Annotated in this window: 21 protein-coding genes and 1 other RNA gene; 12 read left to right on the plus strand and 10 right to left on the minus strand. The window is 61.7% G+C overall.

All coding sequences use genetic code 11. The annotated features are described in order from the left end of the window. Positions 1 to 777 carry a tetratricopeptide repeat protein gene (locus BLR31_RS09885; protein ID WP_090595471.1) on the minus strand — a complete coding sequence of 259 codons (777 nt, stop codon included), beginning with the start codon at positions 775 to 777 and terminating at the stop codon, positions 1 to 3. A 147-nt stretch (positions 778 to 924) separates the two neighbouring features. Between BLR31_RS09885 and BLR31_RS09890 the strand changes: the two genes are divergently transcribed. After that, positions 925 to 2,271: a leucyl aminopeptidase family protein gene (locus tag BLR31_RS09890; RefSeq protein ID WP_090595473.1), complete on the plus strand. Its 1,347-nt coding sequence runs from the start codon at positions 925 to 927 to the stop codon at positions 2,269 to 2,271. Here the strand turns inward: BLR31_RS09890 and BLR31_RS09895 are convergent. Further along, positions 2,265 to 3,203 carry a 2-hydroxyacid dehydrogenase gene (locus BLR31_RS09895; RefSeq protein WP_090595477.1) on the minus strand — a complete coding sequence of 313 codons (939 nt, stop codon included), beginning with the start codon at positions 3,201 to 3,203 and terminating at the stop codon, positions 2,265 to 2,267. The genes BLR31_RS09890 and BLR31_RS09895 overlap by 7 nt on opposite strands. Before the next feature lie 137 nt (positions 3,204 to 3,340). Continuing rightward, positions 3,341 to 4,573: a c-type cytochrome gene (locus BLR31_RS09900; RefSeq protein WP_090595480.1), complete on the minus strand. Its 1,233-nt coding sequence runs from the start codon at positions 4,571 to 4,573 to the stop codon at positions 3,341 to 3,343. Positions 4,574 to 4,866: 293 nt separating this feature from the next. Here BLR31_RS09900 and BLR31_RS09905 point away from each other — a divergent pair, with 293 nt between their 5' ends. From BLR31_RS09905 to BLR31_RS09930, 6 genes are all read left to right on the plus strand, one after another. Then, positions 4,867 to 5,700 carry a prephenate dehydratase gene (locus tag BLR31_RS09905; RefSeq protein WP_090595483.1) on the plus strand — a complete coding sequence of 278 codons (834 nt, stop codon included), beginning with the start codon at positions 4,867 to 4,869 and terminating at the stop codon, positions 5,698 to 5,700. A 54-nt stretch (positions 5,701 to 5,754) separates the two neighbouring features. Beyond that, an RNA gene (gene ffs / locus BLR31_RS09910) (signal recognition particle sRNA small type) lies at positions 5,755 to 5,849 on the plus strand. 49 nt (positions 5,850 to 5,898) lie between these two features. Next, complete coding sequence (locus BLR31_RS09915; RefSeq protein ID WP_090595485.1) at positions 5,899 to 7,638, plus strand: DNA polymerase III subunit gamma/tau; 1,740 nt, start codon at positions 5,899 to 5,901, stop codon at positions 7,636 to 7,638. Then, positions 7,635 to 7,958, plus strand: coding sequence for a YbaB/EbfC family nucleoid-associated protein (locus BLR31_RS09920; RefSeq protein ID WP_090595488.1), 324 nt, complete (start codon positions 7,635 to 7,637; stop codon positions 7,956 to 7,958). Before BLR31_RS09915 ends, BLR31_RS09920 begins: the two co-directional genes overlap by 4 nt. A gap of 13 nt (positions 7,959 to 7,971) precedes the next feature. Next, positions 7,972 to 8,574: a recombination mediator RecR gene (recR, locus tag BLR31_RS09925; RefSeq protein WP_090595491.1), complete on the plus strand. Its 603-nt coding sequence runs from the start codon at positions 7,972 to 7,974 to the stop codon at positions 8,572 to 8,574. 150 nt (positions 8,575 to 8,724) lie between these two features. Then, positions 8,725 to 11,127: a bifunctional diguanylate cyclase/phosphodiesterase gene (locus tag BLR31_RS09930; RefSeq protein ID WP_090595494.1), complete on the plus strand. Its 2,403-nt coding sequence runs from the start codon at positions 8,725 to 8,727 to the stop codon at positions 11,125 to 11,127. Here the strand turns inward: BLR31_RS09930 and BLR31_RS09935 are convergent. Further along, the gene (locus tag BLR31_RS09935; protein WP_090595497.1) at positions 11,124 to 11,528 is read right to left on the minus strand and encodes a hypothetical protein; all 405 of its coding nucleotides are present in this window, start codon (positions 11,526 to 11,528) and stop codon (positions 11,124 to 11,126) included. The two genes, BLR31_RS09930 and BLR31_RS09935, sit on opposite strands and share 4 nt — an antisense overlap. A 64-nt stretch (positions 11,529 to 11,592) precedes the next feature. Beyond that, positions 11,593 to 12,738, minus strand: a complete 1,146-nt coding sequence (locus tag BLR31_RS09940) for a DNA recombination protein RmuC (protein WP_090595687.1) — start codon at positions 12,736 to 12,738, stop codon at positions 11,593 to 11,595. 102 nt (positions 12,739 to 12,840) lie between these two features. On the opposite strand from BLR31_RS09940, the gene def reads away from it, so the two are divergent. From def to truA, 3 genes are read left to right on the plus strand one after another with little or no spacing between them, the layout of a single operon-like run. Beyond that, entirely contained in the window at positions 12,841 to 13,356 is a 516-nt protein-coding gene (gene def, locus BLR31_RS09945) for a peptide deformylase (RefSeq protein ID WP_090595500.1), read from the plus strand. 22 nt (positions 13,357 to 13,378) lie between these two features. Continuing rightward, positions 13,379 to 14,308 carry a methionyl-tRNA formyltransferase gene (gene fmt / locus BLR31_RS09950; protein ID WP_176762603.1) on the plus strand — a complete coding sequence of 310 codons (930 nt, stop codon included), beginning with the start codon at positions 13,379 to 13,381 and terminating at the stop codon, positions 14,306 to 14,308. Continuing rightward, positions 14,308 to 15,060 (plus strand): tRNA pseudouridine(38-40) synthase TruA, encoded by a 753-nt coding sequence (truA, locus tag BLR31_RS09955; RefSeq protein WP_090595506.1) that lies wholly within the window; start codon positions 14,308 to 14,310, stop codon positions 15,058 to 15,060. Before fmt ends, truA begins: the two co-directional genes overlap by 1 nt. Here truA and BLR31_RS09960 read toward each other — a convergent pair. From BLR31_RS09960 to dapD, 5 genes are read right to left on the minus strand one after another with little or no spacing between them, the layout of a single operon-like run. After that, the gene (locus BLR31_RS09960) at positions 15,039 to 15,635 is read right to left on the minus strand and encodes a hypothetical protein (protein ID WP_143009365.1); all 597 of its coding nucleotides are present in this window, start codon (positions 15,633 to 15,635) and stop codon (positions 15,039 to 15,041) included. The genes truA and BLR31_RS09960 overlap by 22 nt on opposite strands. 6 nt (positions 15,636 to 15,641) lie before the next feature. Then, complete coding sequence (locus BLR31_RS09965) at positions 15,642 to 16,211, minus strand: hypothetical protein (RefSeq protein ID WP_143009366.1); 570 nt, start codon at positions 16,209 to 16,211, stop codon at positions 15,642 to 15,644. A gap of 12 nt (positions 16,212 to 16,223) precedes the next feature. Next, positions 16,224 to 16,745: a hypothetical protein gene (locus BLR31_RS09970; RefSeq protein WP_090595515.1), complete on the minus strand. Its 522-nt coding sequence runs from the start codon at positions 16,743 to 16,745 to the stop codon at positions 16,224 to 16,226. After that, positions 16,742 to 17,908, minus strand: coding sequence for a succinyl-diaminopimelate desuccinylase (gene dapE, locus BLR31_RS09975; RefSeq protein ID WP_090595517.1), 1,167 nt, complete (start codon positions 17,906 to 17,908; stop codon positions 16,742 to 16,744). The genes BLR31_RS09970 and dapE overlap by 4 nt, the downstream gene beginning before the upstream one ends. A 2-nt stretch (positions 17,909 to 17,910) precedes the next feature. Beyond that, positions 17,911 to 18,756 carry a 2,3,4,5-tetrahydropyridine-2,6-dicarboxylate N-succinyltransferase gene (gene dapD, locus BLR31_RS09980; RefSeq protein WP_090595519.1) on the minus strand — a complete coding sequence of 282 codons (846 nt, stop codon included), beginning with the start codon at positions 18,754 to 18,756 and terminating at the stop codon, positions 17,911 to 17,913. Between the two features lie 122 nt (positions 18,757 to 18,878). Here dapD and BLR31_RS09985 point away from each other — a divergent pair, with 122 nt between their 5' ends. Both BLR31_RS09985 and BLR31_RS09995 read left to right on the plus strand, forming a co-directional pair. Continuing rightward, positions 18,879 to 19,301, plus strand: coding sequence for a DUF2267 domain-containing protein (locus tag BLR31_RS09985; protein ID WP_090595520.1), 423 nt, complete (start codon positions 18,879 to 18,881; stop codon positions 19,299 to 19,301). 628 nt (positions 19,302 to 19,929) lie between these two features. Continuing rightward, on the plus strand, positions 19,930 to 20,736 hold the full coding sequence (locus tag BLR31_RS09995; protein WP_244505014.1) for an LOG family protein: 807 nt from the start codon (positions 19,930 to 19,932) through the stop codon (positions 20,734 to 20,736). Positions 20,737 to 20,784 lie beyond the last annotated feature (48 nt).

Here is a 20,784-nt window from a genome sequence, read left to right on the forward strand (position 1 = left end):
TCACGCTGGCGTATCGCCGCGGATCTGCTGCCAGCGGTCCTGCTGGGTCAGTAGCGAACGGACGTAATCCATATTGGCATTGACTTCTTCGGGCGGCAGCAGCGACGCGTAGATCGCACGCGCCTCCTCGAACCGCCCCTGCAAGCCAAGCACCAGCGCCAGATTCTGCTGCACCTTGGAATTGCTGCCGGGCAGGGCGACAGCCTGGCGCAGATGCGCCTCGGCCTGGCCCAACTCGCCCGTCATCGCGTAGGACAGCCCCATATTGGCATGGAGCTGCGAGGCTTGGGGCGCAAGAAGCAGCGCCTGTTGATAGGTCTGGCGCGCTTGCGGGTGCTGCCCTGTCTGGTCAAGGATCGCGCCCCGCACCAGCAGAGCTTCCCAATTCGGTGCGGCGGGATTCGTCGCATTGTCGACCACCCGCAAAGCCTGATCGAAACGCCCCGCCGACGAGAGTGCCTTGCCGTAAGCCAACCCGACTTCTGGATCCCCGCTGTGGCTGGCCATGAGATTTTCAAGAACGACCACCGACTGATCGGTCTGTCCTGCCGCGCGCAGGGCAGCCGCATAATGGATGCCGAGCGCCTTGTCGCGCGGATTGCCGGCATAGCGCTGCGCCAGATCGGAAACGCTGGCCTGGATTTGCGGACCCGAAAGGTTGGAATAGTCGGCGTTAACGGCGCTGGTGCGATTGGTAGCGCAAGCCGAAAGGAACAGCGCCGCAGTGCCGGCGAGAAGGACGGTTCGGCCCATCCGGATCAACGAAAAACCATGCATCCCTTGGCTCCCGGGCAGGCGACAATTCAAACCCAGTAAGTACTTCATTAACCCTAACGCCGCGTTAAGCGCCGCCCTGGGGACATTGCTCCGAAGGGTTCGAGCCGATAGAACCGAGGGGTCTTGTGAGTCCCCCGGAGATTTCCCATGCCCCAGACCCTGCCCATCATCTGCGTCGCCGAAGGTGGCCTCGATGCCGCCACCCTGTCCCCGGCAAATGCCGCATGGGCCAGTGCCAACGGCTTCTCCGGCCAGACGGGCAAGCTGCTGGCGCTTCCGGGAGAAAACGGCGCGCTAGGCGGGTATCTGTTCGGGCTGGGCGCTGAGAAGTACCGCTCGCCACTGGTCCTCGGCCTTGCCGCGGCAGCCCTTGAAGGTGGCACGTTCCGCCTCGAGGGCGATTTCGGCGATCCGACGCTCGCCGCGTTGGCCTTCCGGCTCGGTGCTTATGGTTTCGACCGCTACGCCAAGGGCAAGCCACGCCCAACACTCGAGCTGCCCGATGGCGCCGACGGCACCGAGGTCGATCGCCTCACGCGCTCAGCCTTCATCGCGCGCGATCTGGTCAATACCCCAGCCAACGATCTCGGCCCTGACGCGCTCGAAGCCTGGGTCAGCGACTTCTGCGCCGAACGCGGACTGGAAATCAAAATCACCAAGGGCGACCAGCTTCTCGCCGACAATTTCCCGATGATTCACGCCGTCGGCCGCGCCAGCGCGCAAGCCCCGCGTTTGATCGACTTTTCATGGGGCGACTCGAGCCACCCCAAGCTCACTCTGGTCGGAAAATCGGTGACGTTCGATACAGGCGGTCTCAACATCAAGCCGGGCAGTTCGATGGCGCTGATGAAAAAGGACATGGGCGGCGGCGCCAATGTTCTAGGCCTCGCCAATGCCATCATCGACGCCGGGCTCAAAGTACGCCTTCGCATCGTGCTGCCCGTGGTCGAAAACGCCATCTCGGGCTCAGCCTTCCGCCCCGGCGATGTCCTGCCGTCCCGCAAGGGCCTGACGGTCGAGATCGGCAACACCGACGCCGAAGGTCGTCTGATCCTCGCCGATGCCCTGGCGCTCGCCGATGAGGAAAGCCCCGATCTCATCATCGACATGGCAACCCTCACCGGCGCCGCCCGCGTCGCGCTCGGCCCCGAACTGCCCCCGCTTTACGCCCGCAACGAAGCGTTTGGCCGCGCGGTCGTCGAGCACGGCATGGCCGTCGATGACCCTCTTTGGCCCATGCCGCTCTGGCCGGGCTACGACAAAAAGCTGTCTTCGCGCATTGCCGACGTCAACCACATCTCGGGCAGCGACGGCTTTGCCGGTTCGATCACCGCCGCGTTGTTTCTCTCGCGCTTTGTCGCGCCGGAAACCGAGTGGATGCATCTCGATATCTATGCCTGGGCCCCCGAAGCCCGCGCCGGACGCCCGTTTGGCGGCACGGATCAGGCCATCCGCGCGCTCTATGGCGCGCTCAAGGACCGCTACGGTCAGTAGCCGCGGTCGCGATCGACGACATTGCGCAGCGGCTTGCCGTCGCGATGGTCCAGAAGCATGCGGGAGAAATAGTTCACCCCGCTGCGCTCATTAGAAATCGCCGCTATGTGAGGCGTGATAAAGCACGTCTCGATATCCCAGAGCGGGCTGGTGCGGGGCAGGGGCTCGACTTCGAACACATCGAGACTTGCTGCCGACAGCGTCCCGTCGCCCAAGGCCGCAACGATATCGTTTTCCTTTTGATGCTTGCCGCGCGCCGCATTGATCAGCACCGGCCCGCCGACCAGCTTGCGCCGTAGCTTCTTGAAGGTCTCCATATTGAGGATGCCCGTAGTCTCGGGTGTCAGCGGCAAAAGGCAGACGAGAATATCGGTCTGCGCCAAAAACGCATCGAACTGGTCTGAACCGGCAAACACCGTGACGCCGTCGATGTCCTTTGCCGTCCGGCTCCACCCCTTGACGTCGAACCCGATGGCCTTGAGCTTTCGCGCGGCGTCTTTGCCCAGCACGCCCATCCCCATGATGCCCACCGAAATCTCATGCGACGCAGGCGGGTAGAGCTGGCTCCATACCTTTGCCTTCTGGTGCTCGGCATAACGCGTGAACAGACGCTGGTGCATCGTCACCTGCGAGATCACATAATCGCTCATGCAATGGGTCAACTCGTCGTCGACAAAGCGAACGATCGGCACATCCGGTAGGGCAGGGTGCTGCAACAAGGCGTCAACACCAGCACCAAGAGAAAAGATCGCCTTGAGGTTCACAAGCCCTTCAAAGGCATCGTCAGCCGGTTTCCAGGCAAAGACATATTCAACGTCCTCGGGAGCGTAGTCATCGCTGCGCAAGACGACAGGATAATCGGGGACGGCCTTCCGGAACCCATCCGCCCAGCGGTTCTCGTCGATATCGGTGAGATGTAGCAGCAGCGCCATTAGGGGTCCTCCAGTCGTATGCGTTCAGTAATCCAAAGACCTACAACATCACGGCCGAAACCAAAAACCGCCAATGCTGGATAAAGAAAAGGGCCGCTCGGAAGCGACCCTTTGAGAGTGTCTATATCGGTTGCCGACTAGTTCGTCGCTGCGGCCGGTTCCTCGGCTTCAGCGGGCGCGTCGGCAGCGTTGTCGAGGTTGAGCTGTTCGACTTCCTCGGCGGCAGGCTGATCGGCAGGTGCCTCGTCCTCGGTCGGCGCGGCCGCATCGACCGGCGCGGCCTCTTCTTCGGTCGCTGCAGGCGCTGCCGCAGGAGCGGCGTCGTCGGTTGGTGCGGCCTCGTCAGTCGCGGCGTCAGCCGGTGCAGCAGCCTCTTCGCCTTCCGCAGCAGCACCGCCCAGATCGATCGGGCTATCCGAAAGCGTGTTGAGATAGACGATCAGCGCAGCGCGATCTTCGACATTGGCGAGGCCGGGGAAGGCCATGCGTGTGCCCGGCGCAAATTCTGCCGGAGCTTCAAGGAATGCGCTGAGGTTTTCAGGCGTCCATGTTTCGCCCTCTGCGCCGAGCGAAGCCAGGGCGTCGGAATAGGCATAGTCTTCGTGCACAGCAATCGGTGCACCGACAATGCCGTAGATGCCCGGGCCGACGCGATTGGCGTTGGCTTCCGAATAATCGTGGCACGATTGGCAGCGCACGATGAGGGCCTGACCCTGTTCCGGCGTGGCGACTGCGAGTGCTGCAGTCAGTTCATCCTCGACAGGCGCTTCTTCACCGCCCTCTGCAGGCGCTTCGCCTTCGGCAGGAGCCTCTTCCTCAGCGGGCGCTTCGGGGAGCGGGAATGGATCGGCGTCGTTTTCGCGCAGGAATGCGATCAGGTCGGCACGGTCATCGGGGTTCGACAGGCCGGCAAAGCTCATCGTTGTGCCGGGCGCATGCGTGCGCGGGCTTTCGATGAATTCGTCGAGATGCTGGTAGTCCCAGATTTCGCCGGCATCGCCGAGCGTCTGAAGAGCGTCCGAGTACGAGAAGCCTTCATGATGCGCGATCGGGTTGCCGACGACACCATAAAGGCCAGGACCCGTGCGGTTGGTGTTGGCTTCCGAATAGTCATGGCAGGACTGGCAGCGCACGATCAATCCGGCGCCAGCGTCCGCAGAGGCTGTCTGCATGCGCGCTTCGATCGATGGAACGCCCGGTGCCTCGGCACCGCCTTCGCCACCCTCTGCCGCAGGCTCGGGGAGCACATAACCGGCGCCGCGCCCTTCAATGGGGCGGTAGATTTCGTCGGCGATAAAGCCAACGCCCATTACAAAGACCAAGACACCCAGAATGGCGCCAAAAATCTTGTTGAGTTCAAATGAATTCATAATCTCGGTCTCTCCGTACCGTTATTCCCGCCCGAGCGCCGGCAGCAGAACGCAATTCGCGAGGACTTTCCTGGCAAACCCGGCAGTTCGTGCTTTGCAAAAAGCCCTCACGCCAAAGGCACGGATTCGCCCGTCCAGCCCGCGCGCGGACCATATAATGGAAGCGATGGCCCACGCAACCGGCATAGGCCGGGTGCGACAATCCCGCAAGAGGGAAGTTGCCCTTTGGGCGCATTGACTTGACTAAAGTCCCGGCGTTAGGTGCGCCCGGACTTTTCCAGGGGAATATCGAGATGTCGCGCAAGATCGCTTTTCAGGGAGAATTGGGAGCTTTCAGCCATGCTACGGCCATGGCAGTGTTTCCAGACGATGAGCCGGTCCCCTGCGTGACGTTTGAAGATACAATCGGCGCGGTGCAGTCTGGCAAGGCCGAGTTTGCCGTCGTGCCGGTCGAAAATTCGCTCTACGGGCGTATCACCGACATCCACCACATCCTGCCCGAAAGCGGTCTTTATATTATCGGCGAGCATTACCTGCCGATCCGCATGCATCTGCTCGGCATCAAGGGCACTGCGCTCTCGGAAGTCGAGGCCGTGCAATCGCTTTCGGTCGCTCTTGGCCAGTGCCGGAAATTCATAGCCCGACATGGCCTGCGCACGATCAACGCAGTCGATACGGCCGGCTCGGCCCGTGAAGTGGCGCAAAAAGGCGATCGCAAACTCGCGGCCATCGCTTCAAAATTTGCCGGTGAAACCTACGGCCTCGAAGTCATAGCCGAAAACATCGAGGACGAGGCGCACAATACCACGCGCTTTTTGATCATGGCCCGCGAGCCCCAGCCCGCCAAGCCCAATGGAAACAAGGTCAAGACCACCTTCGTCTTCCGCGTCCGCAACGTACCCGCCGCGCTCTATAAGGCTATGGGCGGTTTTGCGACCAACAGCGTCAACATGACCAAGCTCGAAAGCTACATGGTCGGGGGCTCGTTCACAGCGACTCAGTTCTATGCCGATATCGAGGGGCACCCCGACGATCACAACGTCAAGCTTGCGCTTGAAGAACTCGGTTTCTTCTCCGATCATTTCAAGCTCTTGGGCATCTACCCGGTGGCGGACTCGGCGCCTTAAAAGAACGCGATAGGCCTCTTGCAAACCCGATCCGTATGCAGCACATAGGGGTCGGGAGGTTGGTGGCGGACGAACCGCTCGCCAACCGGGTCAGGTCCGGAAGGAAGCAGCCCCAACGAGTACGGCACGGGTCGTCGTCAGCCTCCTGCTAGATTTCTGGCTCCGAATGTTGGGGCCGTTCCCGCACAACGGCACGCGATGGTGACCCCCACGACCCCAGCAACGCCCTATCAGGTTCTGGCCCGCAAATACCGGCCATCGAGCTTTGAGAGCCTTGTGGGTCAGGACGCCATGGTCCAGACGCTCGGCAATGCGTTCAAGACCGGCCGCATCCACCATGCCTTCATTCTGACCGGCGTACGCGGCGTGGGGAAGACCACGACGGCCCGCATCCTGGCGCGTGCTTTCAACTACGCCGACGAGACCGGCCCGCACCCGACACTGGACCTTTCCAAAGAAGGCATCCACTGCGCCGAGATCATCGCGGGCACGCATGTCGATGTGATGGAAATGGATGCCGCGTCCAACACAGGCATCGACTCGATTCGTGAAATCAATGCCATGACCCGCACGCCGCCGATGAGCGCACCTTATAAGGTGTTCATCATCGACGAAGTGCACATGCTCTCGACCTCGGCCTTCAACGGGCTGCTCAAGACCCTCGAAGAGCCGCCCCCCTACGTCAAGTTCATCTTCGCCACCACCGAGATTCGAAAGGTCCCGGTGACGATCCTGTCGCGCTGCATGCGGTTCGATCTGTGCCGCATCACGCCCGACGTAATGGCGACCTATTTGTCGGGCCTGCTCGAAAAGGAGCAGATTTCGGTCGAGCCCGAAGCGCTCTCGATGATCGTGCGCGCCGGCGAAGGTTCGGCCCGCGACTGTCTCTCGCTCACTGATCAGGCGATTGCCCATGGCGGTGGCGAAATCACCGTGCAATCGGTGCGTGACATGCTCGGCCTCGCCGACCGCGCCCGTATCATCGACCTGTTCGAAAAGCTCATGGGCGGCGACATCGCCGCCGCGCTCGACGATGCGCGCTCGCTCTATGATTCCGGCGCCGACCCGACGACAATCATCTCCGATCTGGCCGAGATGACCCATCTGGTCACCCGCATCAAGATCGTGCCCTCTGCCGCCGACGATCCGGTCCTGACTCCCGACGAACGCAGCCGCGGCGCCGAACTCGCCCAAAAGCTCGGCCTGCGCGCCCTCTCGCGCACCTGGCAAATCCTCTCCAAAGGCCTTACCGAGATCGCCCAGTCCGGAAATGGATTGCAGGCCGCCGAGATGGTCTTGATCCGCCTCGCCTATGCCGCCGATCTGCCCAGCCCAGAAGAGCTGCTCGAAAAGCTGACCAACCAGCCCACCGACAGCGGCTCCGCCCCCTCTGCACCCATGCCCAATGGCGGCGGTGGTGGCTTCCAGGGCCGCGCCGTTGCAACGGCCCCACGGCCCCAAACTGCGCCGCAGCCGACATCGGCGCCGCAAGCCGTGGCCATGCCCACCCTCCGCAGCTATCAGGACCTCGTGGCCCTCGCCGGCGACAAGCGCGACATCCAGATCAAGCACGCGCTGGAATCGGATTTGAAACCCGTTGCGTTCGAAGTCGGCCGCATCGAAGTCGCGCTGACACCTACGGCGAACCCCTCGATCGTTTCGGCGCTGTCCGCCAAGCTCAAGGACTGGACCGGGCGCCCCTGGATGGTCACGGTTTCGAGCCAGAAGGTCGAAGCCCCGACGCTGCGCGAAGCGCGTCAGGCCCAGGAAGACAACCAGCGTAATGAAGCACTCGAAGACCCCTTGGTCAAAGCCGTGATGGAAACCTTTCCCGGTGCCAAGCTGGTCAATGTCAAAACCCGCGCCGCGCTCGAAGAGACCGAGACGGCCGCCGACGGCTTCGATGCCGTCCCTATCGATCCGGAGGACGATGAATGAAAGATATCATGGGCATGATGAAGAAAGCCCAGGAGTTCCAGGCCAAGGCCCAGGAGCTTCAGGAACAGGCTGCCAATGAGATCGTCCAGGGCACATCCGGGGCCGGCATGGTCACTGTGTCGATGTCCGCCAAGGGCGATCTGCGCGGCCTCAAGATCGACCCGACGCTCCTCAAGCCCGAAGAAGCCGAAATCCTCGAGGATCTGATCGTCGCCGCGCATGCAGATGCGCGCCGCAAGGGCGAGGAATACATGCAGTCGAAGATGAGCGAACTCACCTCCGGCCTGCCGATCCCACCGGGCATGAAATTCCCGTTCTAGGACCAAATCCAATATGGCGAACGCCACCGGCGGGCCGGAAATCGAACAGCTCATCCAGCTCCTCTCGCGCCTGCCGGGCCTTGGCCCGCGCTCAGGGCGACGCGCCGTGCTGCACCTCATCAAGAAAAAAGAACAATTGATGATCCCGCTCGCCGCAGCCCTTGACCGTGCCGTGGCTGCGGTCAAAGTGTGCGACGCCTGCGGCAATATCGATACCGTCTCCCCCTGCACAATCTGCGCCGACCCGCGTCGTGCCGAGACCGGCCTTTTGATCGTGGTCGAAGACGTCGCCGATCTCTGGGCGCTGGAGCGCGCCGGCATCGGTCAGGTCCGTTATCACGTCCTGGGTGGCGTGCTCTCCCCACTCGACGGTGTAGGGCCCGACGATCTGTCCATCGACAAGCTCCTCAAGCGCGCGCCCGATTATTCCGAGATCGTTTTGGCGGTCAACGCCACTGTCGAGGGCCAGACCACGGCCCACTACATCACCGACCGCCTCGCGGGCAGCGGCGTCACGATCACCCGCCTGGCCCATGGCGTCCCGGTCGGCGGCGAACTCGATTATCTTGACGAGGGCACGCTCAGCCAAGCGCTCAAAGCCCGCACCAAATTCTAGCAAACGAACCCGGCGAGCGGGCTAACATGTTAACCGCGCGCTAAGCTTGCGCAGCGATTGCACGTGCCGCGCGGCCCCAACAATCAAATTTGTTTACCGGCCCTGGTGCATACGGGATTTCCCTTAAGCGCACGTCGAGCTAAACGCGAAATGACTGGCCTCTACGCGACACTGTTTACCCAGCACGACCTTCGCGTCGTGTTGTTGGCCGCGCTTGTGTGTGCGCTGTCCGCCTTTGCCTGCATCTCGCTCATGACCCATGCCCGGCGAACCCCGGGCATCATGCGCTATGTCTGGGTTTCGATCGCTGCCGTGGCGGTCGGGTTCGGCATCTGGGGCACCCATTTCATTGCCGTTCTCGCCTTCGACGTGGGCTTTCCCGCCAGCTACGACATCGGCATGACGCTTTTGTCGCTGGCCATCGCGATCGGCGTCTGCGGCGCGGGTCTGGCCATTGCCACTCTCGGCAATCGCAATTCCGATCTCGCACTGGGCGGCGCCATCGTCGGCATCGGCATTTCGACGATGCACTACACCGGCATGTCCGCGATGCAGATCGGAGGCGAGGTCCAGTGGTCCAGCAGCCTCGTCGCCATGTCGATCCTCATGGGCATGGTGCTGTCGGCGACGGCCCTACGGGTCGGAAGCCGCCGTCACAGCTTCAAGGCGCGGATGGTCGGCGCGGGTCTTTTGACCCTCGCCATATGCGCCATGCATTTCACTGCCATGGAAGCCGCCAATTTCGACAACTGCTATGCGATCGCGGTCGCCGGCGACATTCGCCCGGCCAGCATGGCGCTGGTCATCGGCTTTGCCTCCATCCTGATTCTCCTTGCTGCCATGGGCGGGGTTTATCTCGATCTGCGCGACCGCAAGCGCGCCGCGGCCGAGGAAAGCCGCATGCGCGGTTTGGCAGACGCTGCTGTAGAAGGCCTGGTGGTCTGCGACGATCGCACCATCGTTGCCACCAATTCCAGCTTCAAGCGCCTGACGGGTGCCGGCGAAGCCGAGTTCACCGGTCGCCAGATCGCCGATTTTCTCGATCCGACCGGGTGCATATCGCTGTTCGAAAAGGCCAACACCCTCGTTGAAACCGAGCTCACAGCACAGGACGGCACCCGCATTCCGGTCGAAGTCGTGCTGCGTCAGGTCGATTTCGGTGGCCGCCCGCATCAGGCGATTGCGGTGCGCGATCTGCGTGCCCGCAAGAAGGCCGAACATCACATCCGGTTTCTCGCCCATCACGACGCCATGACCGGCCTCCCCAATCGCACCAGCTTCACCCAGAAACTGGGCGAAGAGATCGCTCTGGCCGATGCTGCCGGTCGCCGGCTCGCGGTGCTCTGTCTCGATCTCGATCGCTTCAAGGAGGTCAACGATCTGTTCGGCCATGGGGCAGGCGATGCGCTGCTGCAAAAAGTGGCTGCCGTCATGGAAGCGGAAAAGATCAATGGCGAATTCGCCGCCCGTCTTGGTGGTGACGAATTCGCGGTCATCGTCCCGCTTCCCGGGGCGCCGGATCTGGCTGGAGAGCGCGCCGAAGCGTTGCTCAATGCCTTCGCCGAGACAAATGCCAATGGGGCGGACGGCGCGATGATATCGGCATCGATCGGCATCGCGATCTATCCCGATCACGCTGAGCAACCCGACCAGTTGATGAATTTCGCCGATACCGCACTCTATTGCGCCAAGGAAGACGGACGTGGCACCTTTAGGGTGTTCGAGGCTCAGATGGGCGCGCAATTGCGCGACCGCCGCCAACTGGAGCACGATCTGCGACTGGCACTGGTCAATGAAGAATTGACGCTGGTCTATCAGCCACAGGTCGATCTCGATACCGACACGGTCACCGGGTTTGAAACGCTGGTGCGCTGGACCCATCCCGAACGCGGTCCCATTCCACCCTCACGGTTCATTCCCATCGCAGAAGAGACCGGCCTCATCCTGCAATTGGGCGAGTGGGTCATGCGGCGCGCCTGCATCGAAGCGGCAAGCTGGAACCGCCCCCTGCTCATCGCGGTCAACGTGTCCGCCGTGCAACTGCACGCCTCCAATTTCGTGGAATTCGTTCAGGATATCCTGCTCGAAACCGGCCTCGATGCGGAACGGCTGGAAATCGAGATCACCGAAACCGCGATGATCCGCAATATGAGCCGCGCCATCGCCAATCTGCGCCAGATCAAGGCATTGGGCGTAAAGGTCGCCATGGACGATTTCGGCACCGGCTATTCGTCGCTCTCGAACCTGCGCGCATTCCCGTTCGACCGGATTAAGGTCGACCAGTCCTTCATCCGCGCCGTCCACACCAATGACCAGTCCGCGGCCATTGTGCGGGCCGTGCTGGGGCTAGGGAAAGGCCTTAACCTGCCCATCCTCGCCGAAGGCGTCGAAAAGCCCGAAGAGCTCGAATTCCTGCGTAACGAAATCTGCGATTCCGCCCAAGGATACTGGTTCGGCAAGCCCCAGCCTATCGCGGCCTATGAGGATATCGTGCGCGGCAACAGCGCGACGCTCATCCCGTTCGATGCGAAAATTAGACGCGTCAGCGCCTAGTCCTGTCGCGTCTCGTCGTCATCCTCGTCTTCACCGGTGATGCGCGAAATCGCATCTTCATCGTCGGGCGATTGTGCCTCAATGTGATCGGCGGGGTCGAAACTGTTGGCCGCATCCTCGGGCGCTGTGCGATCGCTGTCTTCTAGCGTTGCGATAGCCCCATCGATCTCGTCGCGAAGGGTATCGATATCGCCCATGGTGTCCGAGGCTTCGAGCCCAGCCAGCGAATCGCGGATTTCCCGCAGCCGGTCGAGCCGTTCTTCCGCTGACCGGCTCTCGTCATAGAGGTAGTCGTTCACCTCATCGAGGCTGATCGGCATCAGCGCTGCGAGCGGATTGGCATCGTCGCTCATGGCCTGATCGACGGGAATAACGCGGCCCTCATGGGGATGTTCGGCCATAGCGGCTCTCCTGTTGGCGGATTGTTTCCCTACCAACGTTTCGCCAGTCATCTCGGTTGCGCACCTAATCGATGAGGGTAGGGCGCTCGTCTTCAAATTCGAGCGCTTCGATCCGTTCGCTGCGTTTGGTCACCTTGCCAGTCGAGATCAGAATCTTGTCCACATCGTCCTGGGTCTGGGTGAAATGGGTCTTGAGCTTGGACACGCGCTCATCGAGACGATTGACGTCCTCGAGCAGCGCGATGACTTCTTTTTGAATGATGTGAGCCTGTTCGCGCATCCGAACGTCTCGCAACAGCGCCAGGATCACCTGGATCGACAGCATCAAAAGCGATGGCGAAACGATCACCACCCGGGCGCGCGAGGCCTTTTGCACGACGTCCTCGAACCGTTCGTGCAGATCGGCGAAAATCGATTCCGAGGGCACGAACATGAAGGCAGTGTCCTGCGTTTCCCCGGCAATGAGGTACTTTTCCGAAATCGCCTTGATATGCGTCGCGCAGTCGCTGCGAAATCCGTTCATCGCAACTCGAAGGGCATCGGGATTGTCGGCTTCAGTGATCCGTTGCCAGCCTTCGAGCGGAAACTTGGCGTCGATCACAAGCGAAGGCGCGCCGTTGGGCATGTGGATCAGCGCGTCGGGACGCGAATTGTTCGAAAGCGTCGCCTGGAACGAATAGGCGTTCGAGGCGAGCCCATCGGCAATGATCGCCTCCATGCGGCCCTGCCCGAAAGCGCCGCGCTGCTGCTTGTTGGATAGGATCGATTGCAGCGAGACGATTTCGCCGGATAATTGCGTGATGTTGGTCTGCGCCCTGTCGATAACGGCCAGCCGCTCATTGAGCTTGGTCAACGTTTCGTCGGTCTTGGTGCGGTTTTCCGTCATGGATTGGTTGACGCGATGCGAATTGGCGTCGATGCGCTCGGTCAGGACTCGGGCCAGATCGGATGTCCGCGATCCGAAAATCTCGCTCATGGTCTGCATGCGGCCGGTCATTTCCGACTGCACGCGCATCATGTCGGCCATATGCCGTTCCATCTCCACGGCCCGACTGGCATCGATATGGGCCTGCTCCTCGCGTTGCCGCGCGGCACGCGATTGGCCAATGAGCAAAATAACCAGTCCGATAACCGCCAGTCCCAAGCCCATGATGAGGGCAAGGGTGAGCGTGATCGGCGTTCCGCCAAGGGTAAAGAGCACTGTTTCCATAATGTTCTTGTTATCTGATTCGCCGCTTCCCATATGCCGCTTGCTTGACCGCACCGGGGCACCTGCATTAACCAGTGCGCTTGAACCCTCAAGAGACATGTTATGGCCGTACGCGAAATCCTCATCCTGCCCGATCCGCTGCTGCGCAAGGTGGCCGAGACCGTTGAAAACTTCGACGACGATCTCAAGAAAACCGTCGATGACATGTTCGAAACCATGTACGACGCGCCCGGCATCGGTTTGGCCGGTCCGCAGATCGGTTATATGAAGCGCGTCGTCGTCATCGATCTGGCCGATGAGGAAAACCCCGATTCCGGCAAGATCGCCATGGTCAATCCCGAAATCGTCGGCATGAGCGAGGAGACAGCCGTCTCCGAGGAAGGCTGCCTCTCGATCCCCGAACTCTATTATGAAGTCGAGCGCCCCGCCGAGGTTACGGTCAAATACTTCACCCCCGAGGGCGAAGAGGTGACACGCAAGGCCACCGGCCGGCTCGCCGTTTGCATGCAGCACGAGATCGATCACCTCGATGGCGTCCTCTACATCGACTATCTCTCGCGTTTGAAGCGCGACCGGGTGATGAAGAAATTCCAGAAGCGCGCACGCCTCGTAAGCTGACCGGAATGCTCGAACAAGGACACTGACGATGAAATTGGTCTTCATGGGCACCCCCGATTTCGCCGTGCCCACGCTGACCGAAATCGTCATGCGCGGGCACGAGGTCATCGCGTGCTATACCCGCGCGCCAAAGCCCGCTGGGCGTGGACAGGCGGAGCGTAAATCGCCGGTCCAAAGCGCGGCAGAAGAGTTCGGTATCCCGGTCTTCACGCCGAAAAACTTCCGTGACCCCGCCGATGTTGCAACGTTTGCCGCCCTCGGCGCCGATGTCGCCGTCGTCGTCGCCTACGGCCTCCTCTTGCCCCCTGCCGTTCTCGAAGCGCCCGAAAAGGGCTGCCTCAATCTCCACGGCTCACTGCTCCCCCGCTGGCGCGGCGCTGCCCCCATCCAGCGCGCCATCATGGCCGGTGATCGCCAGACCGCCGTCTCGGTCATGAAGATGGAAGAGGGGCTCGACACCGGCCCCGTCAGCCTCCTCGACATCATCCCCATCGGCCCGGACATGACCGCCGGGGAGTTGCACGACCAGATGATGCGCACCGGCGCCGACCTCATGGGCCGCGCGCTTTCGGCTCTCGACCGCGATGCCCTCGAATTTACGCCCCAGCCCGAAGACGGCGTCACCTACGCCAAAAAGATCGAGAAATCCGAAAGCCGTATCGATTTCTCTCGCCCCGCCGCCGACGTCCACAACCACATTCGCGGCCTCTCGCCCTTCCCGGGCGCTTGGTTTGAAATCGAACTGGGCGGCAAGCCCGTTCGCGTCAAAGCCTTGCGCTCGACCCTCGCACAAGGCAGCGGTACACCCGGCACGCTAATCGAGGGTCTCACCATCGCCTGCGGCGACGGCGCCGTCCGGCTCACCCAGGTCCAGCGCGAAGGCAAGGGCCCGATGGACGCCGACGCCTTCCTCCGCGGCGCCGGCGATCTGACGGGCAAGGTCGTGGCGTAATGCCCCGCTACAAGATCACCATCGAATACGACGGCACCCCCTTCGTCGGCTGGCAGCGTCAGGCCGAGGACATGTCGGTGCAACAGGCCATCGAGGAAGCCATCGAGCGCTTCTCCGGAGAAGCTGTCCGGACCCAAACCGCCGGCCGCACCGATGCCGGTGTCCATGCCCGCGGCCAGGTCGCCCATTTCGACCTCGCCCGCGATTGGGATCCCTTCCGCGTCTCCGAAGCCATCAACTTCCACCTCAAACCGCACCCCGTCATCATCCTCGCCTGCGAAAAGGTCGACGAGACCTTCGAGGCGCGGTTTTCCGCAACCGCCCGGCACTACTGCTATCTGATCCTCAACCGCCGGGCCCGTCCCGCCCTCGAGGCCAATAGGGTGTGGTACGTCGCCACCCCGCTGGACGCCGACGCCATGCACGCCGCCGCACAGACCATCCTCGGCCGCCACGATTTCACGACCTTCCGCTCGGCCCATTGCCAGGCCAATTCCCCCATCCGCGCTCTCGACCGCTTCGACGTCCGCCGCGACGGGGAGTTGATCACCATCGAAGCCTCTGCACGCTCGTTCCTCCACCATCAGGTGCGCTCGATGGTGGGGTCGCTCAAGCTCGTGGGGGAAGGACGGTGGAGCGCCGATGATTTCCGCGCTGCGCTCGATGCAAAAGATCGCGCCCGCTGCGGCGCTCTGGCGCCGTCTTCGGGCCTTTATCTCATGGCCGTCGATTATCCCGAAAACGGGAACTGACTGAGAATATAGCCGCCCGCCAGAAGCGCGACAAACTGGGCCATCACCACGATAACGATCTCGGTGAAATTGAGCCCCACGACCAGCCTGTAGATGTTGATCTCGATCACCAGCATGGCCAGCGCCACGCCCGCCCAAAGCGTGAGGATCAGCCCAACGATGGTGTCCCCGGCCGCCGGCCCCAGCAGCATCGCGGCGATAAACCCGAGCCCAAGACTCGCCACGAGCGCCGCCATCAGCACAACTGTGCCCGACCAGTTGGACGCAACCATGAACGGCCTGAAGGCGTGCAGCGCCTTGAGCTGCGGCAGAACCATCCGCATTGCGCCATAGCGCAATCCCAGCAAAAGCCCCGAGGAAAAAAGCTGCATCGCGGGCGAGGGGCCCTGGCCCGTCATGCCCATGAGCCCGGCCATCACTGCATTGACCATCACCAGTGGAACAAAGCTGCCCGCCAGGCCGCGTTGGGAGAAATCGAAGTGATAGCCTGCGTCGGCCCGTCCCAAAAGCAGTCGCCACGTGCCGCCGATGGCCGCCAGCGCTTCATCGATAAGGCTCGATTGTCGTGTCGCCACGCCCAATCAGACCTCCGGTGTCGGCACCGGGCCGAAGACCGCCCCGACCGCCAGCAATGCGATCATCATACCGATGGTCTGGACGACGATCAGCATCACGATCTGGCCTGCCTTCATGCCCACGACGAGCCGCGCGTTGTTGATGCGCGCCAGAAAGCCGATCACCACGGCCAGAATGAGGATCAGCTCCGCCGAAAGCGTGACCAGCGCGACCACGGCCAACAGCACCGAGACAATCGCGTTGATCCAGTTTTCGACGGTGACGAAAGCGACGAATTTCTCGCTCAGCCCGGTTATGCGCAGCACGACCCACGAGCTGCCCATGATCCCGCAATAAAGCAGCGCGTTCTGGACCAGCGCCGCAAAGCTCGATCCGCCTGCACCTTCCGGCGCGACCATGGCCGAAATGACGAACGTCACGATCACGGAGGCCAAAAGCGCGATGAAGCTTGATGCCAGCCCGCGCAGATCGGTGGAAAAATAGCCCGGCGCGTCGCGCCGCCCGATGATCAGCCGCCAACTGCCCAAGAGGGCAGAACGGGCTTCTTCGGGCAATGTAGGCTGGGCGCTGGACACGGGAAAAACTTTCTAGAAGGCGTTGGCCAACATGTAGAGTGCGATGGGCAATCCGGCAAGCAGCACGAACAGGGCAAGGCCGAAACCGATCGACATGGCGAGAGCCAGTCCATTGGCCTGGGCGAGGCGAAATCCCAGTATGGCTGTAACCGCTAGGATGGCGCCCGCGAGGGGAACGCCGATAAGGACGGCTACGCCCTCCACGATTTTCATGATGGCCAGCATGAAAAGACCCGGCACCATCAGCCGTGCGGTATCGATCGGCACTGTCGCCAAGCGCTTGACCACGGCCACGATAATGACCAGCGCCAGCAGCGGCAAAATATGGCCCGAGACCAGCAGCAGCATGATATCGGGCGGCGGAAATCCGATGCGGAAGGTTGCGAGCACGATGGCGATCAAAACCGCACCACCAAAGGCCAGAAAGCCCTGGTTCATGCCGTCGGCATCGAAACGAAAATAATCGGCCCAGTCGGGCTGCTTGCCCAAGATTTTCGACCAGCCCGTTCCGGTCTGCCTCAAGGTCTCGATCAATCCCTCGTCCCCCGATCGAAAAACGAGGCAACATAAGTGGCGTAAAAATCGCTCAGCCGCTCCACATCGGCGACAGGCACGCGCTCATCGACCTGATGCATCGTCGCCCCGATCAGCCCACATTCGACCACCGGGCAATATTGCGCGATAAACCGTGCGTCCGATGTTCCCCCGATCGTCGACATGATCGGCCGCTTGCCATTGGCCTGTTCCATGACGTCGGACAAATGCGCCACATGCCCCTCGGGCTGGGAAATAAAGCAGCGCGAAACCGGCCCGATCTGCTCGAACTCGATGGCACATCCCCGCGCGTCGACGGCGGCAATGCGGCGGTGGATCTCGGCCAGCAATGTCTCGCCGGTCCATGTGTCGTTGAAGCGGATGTTAAAGCGCAAGGACGCGCGTTCGGGAATGACGTTGGACGCAGCGTTCCCTGTATCGATGGCTGTGACTTCGAGATTTGTGGGCTGGAAATGCTCGGTGCCATTATCGAGCGGTTCGTACAGCGCTTGGGTCAGCGCCGCGATCACCGGCATGGGGTTGTTCGCCCGCTGCGGGTATGCAGCGTGTCCCTGCTTCCCGACAACGGTCAACTTGCCGGAAACCGATCCACGCCGCCCGATCTTGATCGAATCCCCGAACGTTTCGAATGACGAGGGTTCTCCGACGATTGCGAAATCGAATTTTTCGCCCCGGTCGTCGGCCCATTCCATGATTTTCTTGGTGCCGTTTACGGCATCGGCCTCTTCGTCGTTAGTGATGGCCAATGAGATCGTGCCGCGGTCCAGCCCGCCATTGGCTGCCAAGTTCGCAACGGCGCCGCAAAAAGCGGCGACCCCGCTCTTCATGTCGGTTGCCCCACGCCCCCACATCACCCCATCGACGATTTCGGCGGAAAACGGATCATGCGTCCACGCCGCAACATCGCCCGGCGGCACCACATCGGTGTGCCCCGCAAACAGAAGATGCGGGCCGTTACCCCGGCGGATGGCGAAGAGATTGTCGACGGGATACGACCCGTCACCCTCGAAGGGCAGCCGCGTGCATTCAAACCCAAGCGGGGTCAGAAACGCCTCGACGACATCCAGCACGCCATCCTCGATCGGGGTAACCGAGGGACGGCGGATCAAATCGGCCAGCAGCGAAACGGCGGGGTGCGACATGTCTAGTCGCGCAGCAGATCGTTGATCGAGGTCTTGGACCGTGTCTTTTCATCGACGCGTTTGACGATCACGGCGCAATAAAGGTTCGGGCCGGGCTCGCCGTTTGGCAGCGGCTTGCCGGGCAGGGAGCCGGAGACCACCACCGAATAGGGCGGCACCTTGCCGTAAAAGATTTCGCCTGTCGTGCGGTCGACGATCTTGGTCGACTGGCCGATGAAAACGCCCATCGAGATCACCGATCCTTCGCCGACCACGACGCCCTCTACGATTTCCGAGCGTGCGCCGATAAAGCAATGGTCCTCGATGATCACCGGCCCGGCCTGCAGCGGCTCGAGCACGCCGCCGATGCCGACACCGCCCGAAAGGTGCACGTTCTTGCCGATCTGCGCGCAGGACCCGACGGTCACCCACGCATCGACCATGCTGCTTTCATCGACATAGGCACCCAGATTGACGAACGAGGGCATCAGGATGGCGTTCTTGCCAATAAAAGCCGAGTGCCGGACGATCGATCCCGGCACCGCGCGAAAGCCAGCCTGACGGAATTCGGCTTCCGTCCATCCGGCAAATTTTGATGGCACCTTGTCCCACCACGTCGCCCCGCCCGGACCGCCAGGGATCGTCTCCATGTCATTGAGCCGGAACGACAGCAGCACAGCCTTTTTCAGCCACTGGTTGACCACCCATTCCCCGTCTGCGCCCTTTTCCGCAACGCGCGCCTTGCCCGAATCGAGCAATGCCAGTGCCTCGTCGACGGCGTCCCGAACCGTTCCGGTCGTTTCGTAATTGACTGTGTCGCGCGCCTCGAAAGCGGCTTCGATCGTTGCGGCAAGATCGGTCATGGACATGGGGACAACGGGCCTCATAAAACTATGCAAACAGGAAATTCGGCCGGACCATAGCCGAACCCACCGAGCCGCGAAACCCTCAAACGCCGCCCCGATTGCAGCCTTTGGATAAGGACTTCCCCATGGTACGCCCGATGATCTACCAGCACGCCGACACGGCGTTCGAGGCCTTCCTGATCGACGCCTGCGCGCGCCTCGATACGCCCTCTCGCAATGTTGCCTACACAGCCACCGACGGCGTCTTCCGCGCCTTCCGTGCCCGCCTTGAAATCCAGCGGGCGCTCGATTTCGCCAATGTGCTCCCCACGACCCTGCGCGCCATTTTTGTGCAGGACTGGATCGCCGAGCCGCCGCGAGATTGGGGCACGAGAGACGACTGGACCCGCGACGCCCAGACCCTGCGCCAGCACCACAATTTTGCCCCCGATACCGTTGTGTCCGACATCGCGTGGTCCCTCCGCCGCCACCTCGATCAAAAAGCCTTCGACACCCTCCTCAAAACCTTCCCGCCCGAGGCCAGAGAGTTTTGGGACTCGCCTGCCTGACGACCTCTCAAACATCAGTGGTTCCGCGTCTCTGCGCCCCCCTCATCCGACCGCTTCACGGCCACCTTCTCCCACCAGGGGAGAAGGGAGGAACCGAGCAGCGTTTCTGAAAGAACCTCAACCACCCTCGCCAGCGAAATAACTTATCCCCGCCGTCTCAACCGCATCCATACTGCACCCACGAACCCGCGTTGATGGACGCAAGCGCAACGAACGTTTGGGCGGGTTTGGTTCGGGTTCCTTGCGGGTCGCTGCAGGGAAGGCCTAAACGTCACAAGTGCCGGTCGTCGGTACCCATACGGCGGCTTACCGGGGAAACCCGGCGGGGATTGACCCCAGCCTTCTGAAGGGCGAGTAAGCCAAAAATCCCGAGCGCCTGGGGCGATGATCGCTTCATATAAAACAAATACAGTGCGGAGCGCTCATCGCCCCATGCCGTCTTTGACTGCCGCTCAATCCGAGGCCCATGGCCGTCGGAGGTTTTGGCATGCACAAGGGCGTCATCGCTCTTGGCAAGTCTGCCACCCATCCTTAACACGGCCATGACATGGTAAAGAGAAATCGAAACGAACGGGAGCCTTTGATGGGCCGCAAACGCAATTCTTCGCTGAGGTCCGCTAAAGAGGACATGGAGGTCGTCCGGCATTCGCCGCAGACGCCCCAGACTCAGTCATCGGCCTATCGTCTCGCCTTTGCCGACGAAGAATTCATGATGAGCGAAGAACTGCGCGGCGTGCGCTTCCAGCTCGAATATCTCAAGGTCGAACAACGCCTGCGCGAAGCGGGGATCAATTCGACGGTCGTGCTGTTCGGCGGCGCACGTATCCCAGAGCCGGGCAAACCCGCATGGGCTGCCAAGAGCGAGATCGCCAAAAAGAACCTCGAGGCCAATGCGATCTATTACGACGAGGCGCGACGCTTCGCGCGACTGGCGTCCCTGACCTCCAAGACATTGGACTTCGCCGAATACGTTGTTGCGACCGGCGGCGGGCCGGGCGTCATGGAAGCAGGCAATCGCGGCGCCGCCGATGTAGGCGCACCCTCGATCGGCTACAATATCGTCCTGCCCCACGAGCAGGCCCCCAATACCTACGTCACACCGCAGTTCTCGTTCAATTTCCACTACTTTGCCACGCGGAAAATCCATTTCCTGATGCGGGCGAAAGTGGTCGCGATCTTCCCCGGTGGGTTCGGGACAATGGACGAGTTTTTCGAAGCCCTGACCCTGATCCAGACCGGGCGCATGGAGCGCATCCCGCTTTTGCTATTTGGCAAGGCCTTCTGGTCGCGCGTTCTCAACCTTGAGGCGCTGGCCGAAGAGGGGACGATCTCGCCGGACGATTTCAAGCTGTTCAGCTTCGTCGATACCGCCGAGGAAGGATGGGAAATCGTGCGGAAGACCTACAATCTTCCAGCGATCGAAACCGAGGCATGACACAAAAAAGCCCGCTCCAATGAAGCGGGCTTTGTTCGCTTTACGACA

The organism is Pelagibacterium luteolum (genome assembly GCF_900100665.1).
Lineage (GTDB): Bacteria > Pseudomonadota > Alphaproteobacteria > Rhizobiales > Devosiaceae > Pelagibacterium > Pelagibacterium luteolum.

What these genes read in the sequence shown, in the direction of transcription:
- BLR31_RS09885 (WP_090595471.1), bottom strand. Translation starts at nt 777, where the DNA reads ATGCATGGTTTTTCGTTGATCCGGATGGGCCGAACCGTCCTTCTCGCC.
- BLR31_RS09890 (WP_090595473.1), top strand. Translation starts at nt 925, where the DNA reads ATGCCCCAGACCCTGCCCATCATCTGCGTCGCCGAAGGTGGCCTCGAT.
- BLR31_RS09895 (WP_090595477.1), bottom strand. Translation starts at nt 3,203, where the DNA reads ATGGCGCTGCTGCTACATCTCACCGATATCGACGAGAACCGCTGGGCG.
- BLR31_RS09900 (WP_090595480.1), bottom strand. Translation starts at nt 4,573, where the DNA reads ATGAATTCATTTGAACTCAACAAGATTTTTGGCGCCATTCTGGGTGTC.
- BLR31_RS09905 (WP_090595483.1), top strand. Translation starts at nt 4,867, where the DNA reads ATGTCGCGCAAGATCGCTTTTCAGGGAGAATTGGGAGCTTTCAGCCAT.
- BLR31_RS09915 (WP_090595485.1), top strand. Translation starts at nt 5,899, where the DNA reads ATGGTGACCCCCACGACCCCAGCAACGCCCTATCAGGTTCTGGCCCGC.
- BLR31_RS09920 (WP_090595488.1), top strand. Translation starts at nt 7,635, where the DNA reads ATGAAAGATATCATGGGCATGATGAAGAAAGCCCAGGAGTTCCAGGCC.
- recR (WP_090595491.1), top strand. Translation starts at nt 7,972, where the DNA reads ATGGCGAACGCCACCGGCGGGCCGGAAATCGAACAGCTCATCCAGCTC.
- BLR31_RS09930 (WP_090595494.1), top strand. Translation starts at nt 8,725, where the DNA reads ATGACTGGCCTCTACGCGACACTGTTTACCCAGCACGACCTTCGCGTC.
- BLR31_RS09935 (WP_090595497.1), bottom strand. Translation starts at nt 11,528, where the DNA reads ATGGCCGAACATCCCCATGAGGGCCGCGTTATTCCCGTCGATCAGGCC.
- BLR31_RS09940 (WP_090595687.1), bottom strand. Translation starts at nt 12,738, where the DNA reads ATGGAAACAGTGCTCTTTACCCTTGGCGGAACGCCGATCACGCTCACC.
- def (WP_090595500.1), top strand. Translation starts at nt 12,841, where the DNA reads ATGGCCGTACGCGAAATCCTCATCCTGCCCGATCCGCTGCTGCGCAAG.
- truA (WP_090595506.1), top strand. Translation starts at nt 14,308, where the DNA reads ATGCCCCGCTACAAGATCACCATCGAATACGACGGCACCCCCTTCGTC.
- dapE (WP_090595517.1), bottom strand. Translation starts at nt 17,908, where the DNA reads ATGTCGCACCCCGCCGTTTCGCTGCTGGCCGATTTGATCCGCCGTCCC.
- dapD (WP_090595519.1), bottom strand. Translation starts at nt 18,756, where the DNA reads ATGTCCATGACCGATCTTGCCGCAACGATCGAAGCCGCTTTCGAGGCG.
- BLR31_RS09985 (WP_090595520.1), top strand. Translation starts at nt 18,879, where the DNA reads ATGGTACGCCCGATGATCTACCAGCACGCCGACACGGCGTTCGAGGCC.
- BLR31_RS09995 (WP_244505014.1), top strand. Translation starts at nt 19,930, where the DNA reads ATGGAGGTCGTCCGGCATTCGCCGCAGACGCCCCAGACTCAGTCATCG.